Origin of the sequence: Martelella radicis (genome assembly GCF_014196625.1) — a bacterium.
GTDB lineage: Bacteria > Pseudomonadota > Alphaproteobacteria > Rhizobiales > Rhizobiaceae > Martelella > Martelella radicis.
The window spans coordinates 314,158-326,054 of record NZ_JACIDZ010000004.1; the positions used below are offsets into that span (position 1 = coordinate 314,158).

13 protein-coding genes are annotated in these 11,897 nt (G+C 62.2%); 5 read left to right on the forward strand and 8 right to left on the reverse strand.

Annotation, left to right across the window (positions count from 1 at the left end):
• Nucleotides 1–3: 3 nt before the first annotated feature.
• The 7 genes from GGR30_RS08765 to GGR30_RS08795 form a co-directional block, all read right to left on the reverse strand.
• Nucleotides 4–567 (reverse strand): GNAT family N-acetyltransferase, encoded by a 564-nt coding sequence (locus GGR30_RS08765; RefSeq protein WP_183484971.1) that lies wholly within the window; start codon nt 565–567, stop codon nt 4–6.
• Nucleotides 568–573: 6 nt separating this feature from the next.
• On the reverse strand, nt 574–1,425 hold the full coding sequence (sseA, locus tag GGR30_RS08770) for a 3-mercaptopyruvate sulfurtransferase (RefSeq protein WP_183484974.1): 852 nt from the start codon (nt 1,423–1,425) through the stop codon (nt 574–576).
• Nucleotides 1,426–1,455: 30 nt separating this feature from the next.
• Nucleotides 1,456–2,178: an alanyl-tRNA editing protein gene (locus GGR30_RS08775; RefSeq protein ID WP_183484977.1), complete on the reverse strand. Its 723-nt coding sequence runs from the start codon at nt 2,176–2,178 to the stop codon at nt 1,456–1,458.
• 10 nt (nt 2,179–2,188) lie between these two features.
• Nucleotides 2,189–3,220, reverse strand: a complete 1,032-nt coding sequence (locus tag GGR30_RS08780) for a cysteine synthase A (RefSeq protein WP_183484980.1) — start codon at nt 3,218–3,220, stop codon at nt 2,189–2,191.
• A 98-nt stretch (nt 3,221–3,318) separates the two neighbouring features.
• On the reverse strand, nt 3,319–4,749 hold the full coding sequence (locus tag GGR30_RS08785; protein ID WP_183484983.1) for a cryptochrome/photolyase family protein: 1,431 nt from the start codon (nt 4,747–4,749) through the stop codon (nt 3,319–3,321).
• An 86-nt stretch (nt 4,750–4,835) separates the two neighbouring features.
• Nucleotides 4,836–5,459 (reverse strand): DAK2 domain-containing protein, encoded by a 624-nt coding sequence (locus tag GGR30_RS08790; RefSeq protein WP_183484986.1) that lies wholly within the window; start codon nt 5,457–5,459, stop codon nt 4,836–4,838.
• Nucleotides 5,460–5,654: 195 nt separating this feature from the next.
• Nucleotides 5,655–6,998 carry a L,D-transpeptidase family protein gene (locus GGR30_RS08795; RefSeq protein WP_183484989.1) on the reverse strand — a complete coding sequence of 448 codons (1,344 nt, stop codon included), beginning with the start codon at nt 6,996–6,998 and terminating at the stop codon, nt 5,655–5,657.
• 141 nt (nt 6,999–7,139) lie between these two features.
• Between GGR30_RS08795 and GGR30_RS08800 the strand changes: the two genes are divergently transcribed.
• From GGR30_RS08800 to GGR30_RS08815, 4 genes are all read left to right on the forward strand, one after another.
• Nucleotides 7,140–7,976 carry a DUF4432 family protein gene (locus GGR30_RS08800; protein WP_183484992.1) on the forward strand — a complete coding sequence of 279 codons (837 nt, stop codon included), beginning with the start codon at nt 7,140–7,142 and terminating at the stop codon, nt 7,974–7,976.
• Nucleotides 7,977–8,042: 66 nt separating this feature from the next.
• Nucleotides 8,043–8,381: a protein tyrosine phosphatase family protein gene (locus tag GGR30_RS08805; RefSeq protein WP_183484995.1), complete on the forward strand. Its 339-nt coding sequence runs from the start codon at nt 8,043–8,045 to the stop codon at nt 8,379–8,381.
• 37 nt (nt 8,382–8,418) lie between these two features.
• Nucleotides 8,419–8,763 (forward strand): RidA family protein, encoded by a 345-nt coding sequence (locus GGR30_RS08810; protein WP_183485000.1) that lies wholly within the window; start codon nt 8,419–8,421, stop codon nt 8,761–8,763.
• 70 nt (nt 8,764–8,833) lie between these two features.
• Nucleotides 8,834–9,571 (forward strand): ribonuclease T2 family protein, encoded by a 738-nt coding sequence (locus GGR30_RS08815; RefSeq protein WP_343066478.1) that lies wholly within the window; start codon nt 8,834–8,836, stop codon nt 9,569–9,571.
• Nucleotides 9,572–9,574: 3 nt separating this feature from the next.
• Here GGR30_RS08815 and GGR30_RS08820 read toward each other — a convergent pair whose 3' ends face one another.
• Nucleotides 9,575–9,901: a BON domain-containing protein gene (locus GGR30_RS08820; protein WP_183485003.1), complete on the reverse strand. Its 327-nt coding sequence runs from the start codon at nt 9,899–9,901 to the stop codon at nt 9,575–9,577.
• A 201-nt stretch (nt 9,902–10,102) separates the two neighbouring features.
• On the opposite strand from GGR30_RS08820, the gene ettA reads away from it, so the two are divergent.
• A complete protein-coding gene (gene ettA / locus GGR30_RS08825; RefSeq protein ID WP_183485006.1) occupies nt 10,103–11,752 on the forward strand; it encodes an energy-dependent translational throttle protein EttA in 1,650 nt (549 codons plus the stop codon).
• Nucleotides 11,753–11,897: the final 145 nt, after the last annotated feature.

The following is an 11,897-nucleotide window of genomic DNA, read 5'->3' on the forward strand; positions in this document are numbered from 1 at the left end:
GGGCTACATCTTGCGGGCAAAGGCAAGCAGTTCGGCGTCCGAAAGCGGGGTGATCTCGCTTTCATAGGTCGAGACCGGCGAGAAGCCGAACTGCTGGTAAAGCTGCAGCGCGCGCGGGTGATCAAGGCTGTTGGTCGCGGTAATGATCTTTTCCGGCTTGTCGGCCCACATCGCCTTCAGCCCCTGAAGCAGAAACCATTTGCCGACGCCAAGGCCGAGCGCGCGCTCGAACAGGCCAAAATGAATGAGCTCGGTGACCCCGTCATCCTGCTGCTGATATTCGTAAAAGCCGGCAGGCGCTCCCTCAAGATAGAAGACCGTGATCGTGGTGCGGTCATTGTGGATGTTGGCCGACAGCTCCTCGTCTTCCATGCGCACGCGATCCACCCACTCCCAGCGTGTGCCGACCTGGCGATAGAGGAAACGGTAGAATGGGAGCGGAATATCGGGCACGCGCATCAGTGCGATATGCAGATTGGACGGCGCGATCATGTGCGCCTTCGGCGGCGCCGTCATTTCCAGTTCCGTAACATGAACGCGGATCGGCTTCTGCTCTTTGCTTTTCATCCTGCTTCAGGCCTTTCCGGTCACGATTGCGGTGTCGTCGCGGCTGCCCCATTCCGACCACGAGCCATCATAGAGGCTGTTGTTCTGATGGCCCAGGCTCTCGAGCGCCAGCGTGATGATCGCCGCCGTGACGCCGGAGCCGCAGCTTGTCACCACGGACCCGTTGAGGTCTATTCCGGCTTCATCAAACAGCGCCTTCAGTTCGGCATTGGAAAGAAACCGTCCGTCTTTCGAAAAAGCTGTGGCCGGCAGGTTCCTGGCGCCCGGCATGTGGCCGGCGCGCATGCCCGGGCGCGGTTCCGGTTCGGCTGCCTCGAACCGGCCGGCCCCGCGCGCGTCGGCGATCTGGCGGCTGCCGGAGGCGATGATGTCGCGCATCGCGTTGAATGTCGTGACCCTATGACCTGCAAATTGCGGCGAGAAACTTACGGTTTCCGGCTTTGGCAGTTCGGCTTCGACCGGATGGCCGTCCGCTTTCCAGCCGTCAAACCCGCCGTTCAGCACATAGACGTCGCTTGCGCCCATGATCCGCAGCATCCACCACACGCGGGGTGCGGAGAAGAAGCCGGGGCCGTCATAAACCACGATCGTGTGACGATCGCTGATGCCGCGCCGTCCCATTTCGGCGGCGAAGAATTCGGGCGAGGGCAGGGAGTGCGGCAGGCCGGTCGTCTTGTCGGCGATCTCGTCCTGATCGAAAAAAACGGCGCCGGGAATGTGGCCTGCGGCATATTCCGCCTTGCCGTCGCGGTTATGGGCGGGCAGATACCATGAGGCATCGATGACGGCAAACCCGGGTGTCCTGAGGCGTTCTGCCACCCAGTCCGGCGACACGATAAACCGGCTTTCAGCACTCATCTCGATCATACTCCTTGAAAAACAGATAGCTCACGCGTCAAAGCGGATGCGGAAGCGCCGGTTCTCGCGGCCCTTCTTTTCGATCTTGCCGATATAGACGGCGCCGACCTCGGCGGTCGAGGCCACATGCGTGCCGCCGCAGGGCTGGCTGTCGACCGATGAGTCCTTCCCGATACACACAAGCGATATCCGCCCCATGCCCATTGGCGGGCGGACATTCTTCGATTTGACGATGTCGGGGTTGGCGGCGAGCTCATCGTCGCTGATCCACTGGACGTAGACAGGATGGTCCTCGGCGACGATCCTCATCATCGCCTGGCTGACCGCCTGCTTGTCGATGGTCTCGCTCATGTCGAAATCGACGCGCGACTCGTCCTCGCCGACGGAGGCGCCGGTGATCGGACAGGGACAGACAACGGAAAGAAGGTGACAGGCCGTGTGCATGCGCATCAGCTTGAACCGGCGCGGCCAGTCGATCTCGAGCGCCAGGGCCTCACCAAAGGTAGGTGGCGTTTCGCCTTCGGCTGGAACATGCAGGATGACGTCCTTCCCGTCGCCATGGCGGGTCACGTCGAGATGAAGCGTCGATCCATCGGCGCGCCGGGCCAGGCCGGTATCGCCCGGCTGGCCGCCCGAGGTCGCGTAAAAGCATGTCCGGTCCGTTTCGAACGTGCCGTCGTCATGCACCGCCGTGACCACCGCATCGCACCTGGCAAGGTAGAAATCGTCGCGGAAGAGGGCATCAACAGGCATGGGTCACTTTCTATTCGAACGGTACGGCGATCTCCGTTTTCGCCGTCAGCCATTCCGGCACGGGCAGGCCCTTTTCCTTCAGAAAGGCAGGGTTGTAGAGCTTCGACTGGTACCGGTTGCCATAGTCACACAGCACGGTGACGATGGTGTGGCCGGGGCCGAGCTCGCGCGCAAGCCGGATAGCGCCGGCTATATTGATGCCCGATGAACCGCCGAGGCACAAGCCCTCATGGCTGACGAGATCGAATATCAGCGGCAGAGCCTCGCTGTCGGCGATGCGGAAGGCGAAATCGGGCGCAAAGCCCTCGAGATTGGCGGTGATGCGGCCCTGGCCGATGCCCTCGGTGATCGAACCGCCCTCGCTCTTCAAGGCGCCATTGGTGTAATATTCGAACAGGGCTGCGCCTTCCGGATCGGCGATGGCGATCTTGATGTCCTGGTTCCTGGCCTTCAGGCCCATGGCGGTGCCGGCAAGCGTGCCGCCGGAGCCGACGGCCGCCACGAAGCCATCGATCTTGCCGTCGGTGTCGCGCCAGATCTCTTCCGCCGTGGTTTCGATATGGGCGTCGCGATTGGCGGTGTTGTCGAACTGGTTGGCCCAGATCGCGCCGTTCGGCTCGCTCGCCGCCAGCTGTTTCGCCAGCCGGCCGGAGAGCTTCACGTAATTGTTCGGGTCGCGGTAGGGCTTGGCGGGCACCTCGACAAGTCTCGCGCCCAGAAGGCGAAGTGCATCCTTCTTTTCTTCCGCCTGCGTCTCGGGAATGACGATCACCGTCTTGTAGCCGAGCGCGTTGGCCACCATGGTGAGCCCGATACCCGTATTGCCGGCCGTGCCTTCGACAATGGTGCCGCCGGGCGCAATCAGGCCGCGCCTCTCGGCATCGCGGATGATGTAGAGCGCGGCGCGATCCTTGACCGACTGGCCGGGATTGAGGAACTCGGCCTTGCCGTAGATGGAGCAGCCCGTGGCTTCGGAAGCCGCCTTGAGTTTGACCAGAGGGGTGTTTCCGATGAGGTCTATGACCGAGCTTGGTGTCGTCATGATCGCAAAATCCTTGATTTTTCGTTCCCTATGAACCCGCCGCCGGGGGCGGGCAAGGAAATCGATTGCGCGGAAGGGCTGTTTGGCGCAAAGCCATTTCAGTCCTTGATCTTCTCGAACGCGGCAAGGGCATTCTTGCGGGCGGTCTTGTGGTCGACAAGCGGCTTTGGATAGGTTTCTCCGAGCGTGACGCCCGCTTCCTTCAGAGCCTTTTCGGGCGCGTCGAACGGCGCGTGGATGTGTTTTGCCGGCATTGCCTCAAGCTCGGGCACATAGCGGCGGACATAATCCCCCTTCGGGTCGAATTTCTCGCCCTGGAGCACGGGGTTGAAGATGCGGAAGAATGGCGCGGCATCGGCGCCGGAACCGGCCACCCATTGCCAGTTGGCCGGATTGGAGGCCGGGTCGGCATCGACAAGCGTGTCGCGGAACCATGCCTCACCCCTGCGCCAGTCGATCATCAGATCCTTGATCAGGAATGAGGCGGCGATCATCCGCACCCGGTTGTGCATCGTTCCCTCGGCCCAGAGCTGACGCATGCCCGCATCGACGATCGGATAGCCGGTCCGGCCGCGCTTCCAAGCCTCGAAGGCCTTGTCGTCATCGGACCAGTCAAACCCGTCGAAACGGTCGTTCCAGTTTATAGTCGCAAGGTCGGGCGCGTGAAACAGAAGGTGATGGCAGAAGTCGCGCCAGACCAGTTCCTGCAGGTATTTTTTCCTGTTTTCAGCCGAAAGGTCCCTGGCTGCGTTGACTCTGTGCCAGACCGTTGCCGGAGAGATTTCACCAAGGGCGAGATGCGCGGAAAGCATGGACGTCGCCTCGATGTCCGGTCTGTCGCGCGAGGCAGCATAGTCCTCGGCGATCTCGTCAAGGAACCGGTCAAGCCTTTCGCATGCTCCGGCCTCGCCCGGTGTCCAGATCGGTTCAAACCCCTCAGCCCAGTCCGGTTTTCCCGGATAAAGCGCCCAGTCGGCAAGCCTCTCGCTTTCGGGCATCGCACCGGGCTTTTCCAGCCGCTCAGGCGCATCGAGCGGGTCCGGGACGTGCGGCTCGGCCGAGAATGCCTTCCAGAACGGGGTATAGACCTTGTAGGGGCCGCCGGTCTTTGTCCTGAATTTCGATGGCTCGTGCAGGATGTGGCCGCCAAAGCTTTCGACGGTGATGTCCTCTGCCTTGAGCTTCTGCTTCAGCGCCTTGTCGGTCTTTATCCCGTCGGGCGCATAGCGTCGGTTCCAGTAGACGGCCTCGGCACCGGTTTCCCTTATGAGATCGGGTATGATCTCGGCGGGATCCCCGCTTTTCAGAACAAGTCCGACGCCGAGCTTTTCATAGGATTCGCCGAGGCGGGCGAGCGAGCGCTCCAGCCACCAGGACTGAGCGCCGCCAAGCGCGCCGGCTCTGTCGTCCTCGCAGATGAAAAGCGGAATGACCGGCCGGCCGTTTTCGGCCGCGGCCAGAAGCGCGCGATTGTCGGCAATGCGGAGGTCCTTGCGGATCCAGTATATGGCAGGCGTCTTGTTCGGCATGATGTCCCGTCACGGCAATGAATGGCCATGATGTAGGGCAGGCCTCGATCAAGAAAAGGCCCCGGCTTGTGAGAGCCCGCTTTGCCTCACTCCTGCAGGGCGTATCGCATCGAACGCATGATCAGGATCGCCGAGGCGCAGCCTGGGTCCATCACCCTGTCGGGATGGGCGAAGGGCAGGGGATCTGCCCGCTTCGGATCGGGCTCGGCGCCAGCGAGCGCTGCATCGGCGGCGGCCGTCAGACTGTCGCTGAGCGGGCCGCCCGTATCCCTTGCGGAGCGATAGGCCAGGAGCGCCGGATTCCAAGCGTCCACCATGTTCTTGTGCGGCGCATTCGCCTGTCCGTGGTCTATGATGCCGCTCGCCATCGCCTCGAAGGCGCGATCGAATTCCGCCTCGGTGATGACATGGCGTCCGGGAAGGCGGCTGCCCGCGCGGCGGAAGGCCGATGCGTAAAGCCGGGCCGAGGCCGAGTCGATCGTCAGGAAGGTTTCCGCAGCCATGTCGAATAATTGGGCGGGCGTGACGGATGAGGGATCGATGGCGGCAAGCTGGTGCTCCATCGCCATGAAGGCGGAGGCCATGACCTCGCCATGGTCGCCATCGCCGGTGATTGTGTCGAGCCGGGTGAGCCAGTGGCTGTTGCGCGAAACCGACGCCGCGATTTCGGAAAACATGCCTATGATCTCGAAAGAGGTAATGTCGTTCATGTTCGGAGCGAGCCGCTGAAATCAGGCTACCCCTGCAGCGGCAGCCGTATTGGAAAAGAACTATCGGAATTGGCTAAACTATAGTCCGAACATAAACGAATATTTCGCATTTGCGAAGACGGGGCACGCCCGTTTTTGCGAACAGTCACATCCTGAAAGTCATTTTTTGGCGATTGTCGGCTTCGCCGGGCGTGCTCAGTCGATGAACTCGACCGTCACGCCGGGGCTCACCATGCCGGCAAGCTCCTGCGCGTCCCAGTTCGTCAGGCGCACGCAGCCATGGCTGGACGTCTTGCCGATCCGGGCCGGATCGGGCGTGCCGTGAATGCCGTAGCTCGGTTTTGAGAGCGCGATCCAGACATTGCCGACAGGTCCGTTCGGGCCCGGGTTGATGGTCAGCACGCGGTTGTTGTCGCCCTGCTTGAAGTTCTTTTCCGGATCATACGTGTAGTTCGGGTCAAGCGCGATCCGCTCGACCGAGACCGTGCCGGAGGGCGAGGGCGTGTCGGCTGAGCCGATGGTGGCCGGATAGGCCGCTACCAGGGCACCCGCCGCATCATAGGCGAAGAGCTGCTTTCTGGACTTATCGGCGATGATGCGGGCGACCTTTCCCTTCTGCTTGGTGCCGGGGTTCACCACCTTGATGACAGTGCCCTGACGGGAGAAATCGGCGTCGGGATTGAGCGCCTTCAGAAAGCCCTCATCCATATGGAATTTCTCGGCCAGCATTTCGGAGACGGAGGTGTAGGACAGTTCGGCAAGCTGGGCTTTCTCGCCATAATCGGAGGGGATGCTGGCGACATAGGGGCCTGCGGCGTCCTCTGCCGTGATCGTGTATGTCCGGACCGGCAGGCCGCCTTCCAGCGAGAGCGACTGCAGGATGGTCTCCTTGTCGGCCTCCGGGTCGATCGCGCGACCGCTCTTCTCGGCATAGGCCTCAAGCGCCTTGCGGACATTGTCGCCCATCAGCCCGTCAATGACGCCCGGGGACGTGCCGTTGCGGTCGAGAAACACTTGAAGCGCGACGACGTTCATGTCCGGCTTGGCGCTGCTTGTCCTGACGGCGGGGCGCTCCTGGGCCGTATCAGGTGTGGCAGGCGCCGGGATTTCGGGCGCCTGGGGGAAGGCGGCGGGCGGGCTGTCACTCCAGCGCGGCGGGGCCTCTTCGAACGCGCCGGGCCGGTTCGGCCGCGCGGCGTACCGGTCGCCGTTCTGCCGCCAGTCCCTGCGGCCCCAGCCGTTGGCGGCCGGGTCCGGTGCGCCGCCGTAGCTGTCGCGGATAGCCCGGTAGTCACCGGCAGACATTTCGGTCGCGACCAGATTGCCGTTGCGATCGAGCAGGATCGGCCGTCCTCTTGCATCCCGGCCCATCACCACGCTGCCATATTCGGGAATATAGTCGAGCTGTCTCCCGTCCGGGGCGACGAGAAAGATCTGTTGCCCGTTCTTGTAGAGCGGTTCATGCGCATGGGCGCCCGTCGCCGGTAGGGCGAGCGCGGCGATCAGCAAGGGAATGGTGTAAAAGGTCGCTTTTTTCATGGTCTCAACGCATTGCTGCTGTCATTGGAGCGATGTTTCGCCTAGCGTGGCCTTTGCCTATTGACTGTCCATTGGGGCGCTTTTCAGGTGAACGTTCGCTGAACGCGCTTGTTTCCACTACCGAGTAACTTGGTTAACAAAATGATAGAATTTGCCGCCGGTAACGGACCCCGCGTCTTTCTTGATCCCACCTCCGTCATGGATATCGCCGGCTGCGTCGTCGCCGGCGTCGACATCGCGCCGAAGCGGGCGATCCCCGACGACGGCGATGCCCGGATCGACCATTCGCTCGAGGGCTTTCTCTTTACCTGCGGTCCCGATCATATCCGCCACCCCGAACCGGTGGAGGGCGATGAGGGCAGGTTCTTCCCGCTGCACGGCTCGGCCTCGGGCAATGCGCCGGCGGTGAAATCGCTGGAGATCAGCGATCTGGGCGCGGAGTGCGTCTGCCATATCCCGGTGAAGACCGCCAATGGCGGCGACATGCTGATCGAGCGCCAGTGGACCCTGAACGGGGCATCCGGGGTTCTGGAACTCACCGATACCGTGGTCAACAAATCGGATCGCCCGCTGCCGGCGATGATGATGTATCATATCAATTTCGGAGCGAAGCACCTCGATGACGGCGTGCGGCTGGAGAGCCACTCGCTGCCGGAAAAGTCGCTGCCCTGGCGCTTCGGCGAGGGCGATCACGGCATTTTCTGCGTGCCGGCCGTTGCCGGCGAAGACGGATGGTCGTCCACGCATTTCGGCCCCATCGCCGCCCTCGGCGGGCTGTCGTTTCATCTCGAGGTGGATACGGCGACGCTGCCTTTCCTGCAGATCTGGCGTAACCAGGAGGCCCCGGCCCATATCGTCGGCATCGAGCCTGCCTCGCATCGCTGGACCAGCCGGCGGAAGCTCTCGGAGGAGGGCGCACTGGAGCCGCTGGCACCGGATGAAGCCCGGACCTTTCGCCTGCGCATTCGCTTCGCCTGAACCCTTTCGCCCTTGCAATGGCGCGGCTTTGTCTTAATTTCCTGGCAAAACGCAAGGAGTGCCGGAATGAATATCCGTCCCATCGATGATTTTTACGCCGTAAGCGAACAGATCACCCCGGAAGACGTCGCCGAGATCAAGGCGGCGGGCTTCAAGTCCATCGTCTGCCACAGGCCCGACGAGGAGGAGCCCGGCCAACCCGCCTTCGCCGATGTCGCGGCTGCCGCCGAGAAGGAAGGTCTTTACGTCGCCCATGTGCCGGTCGGCGGCATGGGGCTGACCCCGGACGCGGTGACCGGCATGGTCGACGCGCTGGACGATCTTGAAAAGCCCGTGCTCGGCTATTGCCGATCAGGCGCCCGCTCCACCCGCATCTATGAGGAAGCGAAGCGGTTCCGCGGATGAATTTCTGTTTGTAAATCACATTGGAAAGAAGTGATAAATGACTGTAAAACGTATTGAAGTCGGCCCGTTGATGACGGGCGCCGTTGTTCATGGAAACACGATCTACCTTTCCGGCCAGACGGGTTCGGGCGCGACCGTGGCCGAGCAGGCGAAGGACTGCCTTGCCAAGGTGGACAGACTTCTGGCCGCCGCCGGCAGTGACAAGTCGAAGCTCCTGCAGACGCTGATCTATCTGAAGGATATGAGCGATTTCGCCGAGATGAACGCCGTCTGGAAGGACTGGATCGATCCGGAAAATCCGCCGGCCCGCGCCACCAGCCAGGCCGAGCTTGCCAAGCCGGAGATCCTGGTCGAGTTCACCGTGACAGCCGCACTGGACTGATTGCCTCGACTCTGAGGATACTGGGCGGCCTCCGCGTTTGCGGGGGCCGTTTGTGTTTGGGAGAGTGAATGTGACCGGTAAGATATCAAGATCTGTTCTCGGCCTTTTCGCGGCTTTCGTCATGCTCGGGACCGGCAGTACTGCCATGGCCGGCAAGACAGTGGCGCTTCTGGCCGTCAGCTGGCAGCCGGCCTTCTGCGAGGGGCGGCCTGAAAAGCCCGAATGCCGCAGCCAGACCGGAGACCGCTTCGATGCCCGCCGTTTCTCGTTGCACGGCCTGTGGCCGATGGGCAGGAACTATTGCGGGGTCGCCGCAAAGCCGAGGAAGCTGGATGAGGCGGGCGACTGGTTTGAGCTTCCCGCGCTCGAACTTGACGCCCAAACCAGGCATCTGCTCGAGACGGTCATGCCCGGCACGCAGTCAGGCCTTCAGCGCCATGAATGGATCAAGCACGGCACCTGCAGCGGCATGGATGCGGAACGGTACTACGCTCGCTCGATCGCCCTGATGGAAGACCTGAACATATCGGGGGTAGCCGATTTGTTTGCGGAAAATACCGGGAAACATGTCTCGTCCGAGGCGGTCATGCATGCCTTTGACGAGGCCTTCGGGGAAGGCGCGGCACGGCGGGTGAAGATGAAATGCCGCAAGGATGATGACGGGCGCCTCCTGATCACCGAACTGACCATCGGGCTCGGCGCTGATTATCGCAACGATAAACCGCTCGCAGACCTCATCCAGTCGGCGGGCGGCACGTCGTTCGGCTGCGAGGGCGGCATTGTCGACCGCGCAGGCCTTGATCGATGAGGCCTACAGCGTGCGCGTCTGGGCGCGGGCGTCGGCTTCCTTGCCTCTGCTCTGGATGGAGTGCTCGCGCGCCCGAAGGCCGTTTCTGACGCGGTTGATGCCTTCGACGCCGAGGGCGATATTGCCGGCGGTGGCGATCTCTTCCCTCAGATAGACATCGCCCATCAGCCTCGCCTCGTCGCCTTCGACGGTGACCTGCACCTCGGTCGCGTCCACAAGGCCGGAGGCGGCCAGTTCGGAGGCGATTGCGTCTTCCTTCCGCGCGCCTTCCTTCCAGTCCTCGGTGTTCTCTACCGGTTTACCGAAGAAAGCTGCTTTCTTGTGTACCATCGTCGCGTCCTTCCTCTTCTCGTTTTCTCGTAACGTAAAAACGTATGGCGGCGGCGATTGTTCAATTCGTGACCCGATCAAGGCCACCATGGGGCAGGGACAAATCGGTCAATTCTCGCAAGGCGCATTGTTAAAGGGGAGTGTTTCGCCTAAATAGCGGCCCAAGAGAATGAAGCAATTCAAACCAGGATCACGCGGCATATGGCACGTCAGTTCATCTATCACATGGCAGGCCTCAACAAGGCCTATGGCAACAAGAAGGTTCTCGAGGATATTCACCTGTCCTTCTATCCGGATGCGAAGATCGGCATTCTCGGCCCGAACGGCGCCGGTAAGTCGACGGTTCTTCGAATCATGGCCGGCCTCGACACCGAATATACCGGTGAAGCTTGGGTGGCGGACGGCGCAACCGTCGGCTATCTGCCGCAGGAGCCGGAGCTGAACCCGGAAAAGACGGTGATGGAAAACGCCATGGAAGGCGTTGCCGACAAGCAGGCCGTCCTCGACCGCTACAACGAACTGATGATGAATTACTCCGACGAGACAGCCGACGAGGCCGCCAAGCTGCAGGACGTCATCGACAGTCAGAACCTCTGGGACCTGGAAAGCCAGGTGGAAATGGCCATGGACGCGCTGCGCTGCCCGCCGGGGGAAGCCAATGTGGTCAACCTCTCAGGCGGTGAAAAGCGCCGCGTCGCGCTCTGCCGCCTGCTTCTTTCACAGCCCGACCTGCTGCTCCTCGACGAGCCGACCAACCATCTCGACGCCGAAACCATCGCCTGGCTGGAAAAGCATCTGCGCGAATATCCGGGCGCCGTCCTGATGATCACCCATGACCGCTACTTCCTCGACAATGTCACCGGCTGGATCCTTGAGCTCGACCGCGGCCGCGGCATTCCCTATGAGGGCAACTACACGGCCTATCTGCAGGCAAAGGCCAAGCGCATGGCGCAGGAGGGCCGCGAGGATGCCGCCCGCCAGAAGGCGCTGTCGCGCGAGCAGGAGTGGATCTCGTCCAATCCCAAGGCCCGACAGACCAAGTCGAAGGCCCGTATCCGCGCCTATGACGATCTCGTCAAGTCGGCGGCCGACCGCCGTCCGGGCGACGCCCAGATCGTCATCCCCATGGGCGAGCGTCTCGGCCAGGTGGTCATCGATGCGGAAGGCCTTTCCAAGGGCTATGGCGACCGCCTGCTGATCGACGATCTCTCCTTCAAGCTGCCGCCCGGCGGCATTGTCGGCATTATCGGCCCGAACGGCGCCGGTAAATCGACGCTGTTCCGCATGATCACCGGCCAGGAAACGCCGGACGCCGGCGAAATCCGCATCGGCGAGACGGTCGATCTCGGCTATGTCGACCAGAGCCGTGATACGCTCGACGGCAACAAGACGGTCTGGGAAGAGATTTCCGGCGGCAATGACGTGATCAAGCTCGGCAGCCACGAGGTCAACAGCCGCGCCTATTGCGGCTCGTTCAACTTCAAGGGCGGCGACCAGCAGCAGAAGGTCGGCACGCTGTCCGGCGGCCAGCGCAACCGCGTTCACCTTGCCAAGATGCTGAAATCCGGTTCCAACGTGCTCCTCCTCGACGAGCCCACCAACGACCTCGACACCGAGACGCTGGCGGCGCTGGAAGACGCGCTGGAAAACTTCGCCGGCTGCGCCGTGGTCATCAGCCACGACCGCATGTTCCTCGACCGCCTCGCCACCCACATCCTCGCCTTCGAGGGCGACAGCCATGTGGAATGGTTCGAGGGCAACTTCGCCGACTACGAAGCCGACAAGATCAGAAGGCTCGGCCCCGAAAGCGTCAACCCGAAGCGGGTGACGTACAAGCGGCTGACGCGGTAGACCGTGCTTACCTGCGGCGACGACGCTCTGATTGTCGCCTGCCCAGCCTTTCCGTCATGCCGGCCTTGAGCCGGCATCCTGTGTATAGCGGCTTGTGGTATGATGTGTGCGGGCGGAAGGTCGTCCGGCATCCTGGTCGTTAGAG

What these genes read in the sequence shown, in the direction of transcription:
- GGR30_RS08765 (WP_183484971.1), bottom strand. Translation starts at nt 567, where the DNA reads ATGAAAAGCAAAGAGCAGAAGCCGATCCGCGTTCATGTTACGGAACTG.
- sseA (WP_183484974.1), bottom strand. Translation starts at nt 1,425, where the DNA reads ATGAGTGCTGAAAGCCGGTTTATCGTGTCGCCGGACTGGGTGGCAGAA.
- GGR30_RS08775 (WP_183484977.1), bottom strand. Translation starts at nt 2,178, where the DNA reads ATGCCTGTTGATGCCCTCTTCCGCGACGATTTCTACCTTGCCAGGTGC.
- GGR30_RS08780 (WP_183484980.1), bottom strand. Translation starts at nt 3,220, where the DNA reads ATGACGACACCAAGCTCGGTCATAGACCTCATCGGAAACACCCCTCTG.
- GGR30_RS08785 (WP_183484983.1), bottom strand. Translation starts at nt 4,749, where the DNA reads ATGCCGAACAAGACGCCTGCCATATACTGGATCCGCAAGGACCTCCGC.
- GGR30_RS08790 (WP_183484986.1), bottom strand. Translation starts at nt 5,459, where the DNA reads ATGAACGACATTACCTCTTTCGAGATCATAGGCATGTTTTCCGAAATC.
- GGR30_RS08795 (WP_183484989.1), bottom strand. Translation starts at nt 6,998, where the DNA reads ATGAAAAAAGCGACCTTTTACACCATTCCCTTGCTGATCGCCGCGCTC.
- GGR30_RS08800 (WP_183484992.1), top strand. Translation starts at nt 7,140, where the DNA reads ATGATAGAATTTGCCGCCGGTAACGGACCCCGCGTCTTTCTTGATCCC.
- GGR30_RS08805 (WP_183484995.1), top strand. Translation starts at nt 8,043, where the DNA reads ATGAATATCCGTCCCATCGATGATTTTTACGCCGTAAGCGAACAGATC.
- GGR30_RS08810 (WP_183485000.1), top strand. Translation starts at nt 8,419, where the DNA reads ATGACTGTAAAACGTATTGAAGTCGGCCCGTTGATGACGGGCGCCGTT.
- GGR30_RS08820 (WP_183485003.1), bottom strand. Translation starts at nt 9,901, where the DNA reads ATGGTACACAAGAAAGCAGCTTTCTTCGGTAAACCGGTAGAGAACACC.
- ettA (WP_183485006.1), top strand. Translation starts at nt 10,103, where the DNA reads ATGGCACGTCAGTTCATCTATCACATGGCAGGCCTCAACAAGGCCTAT.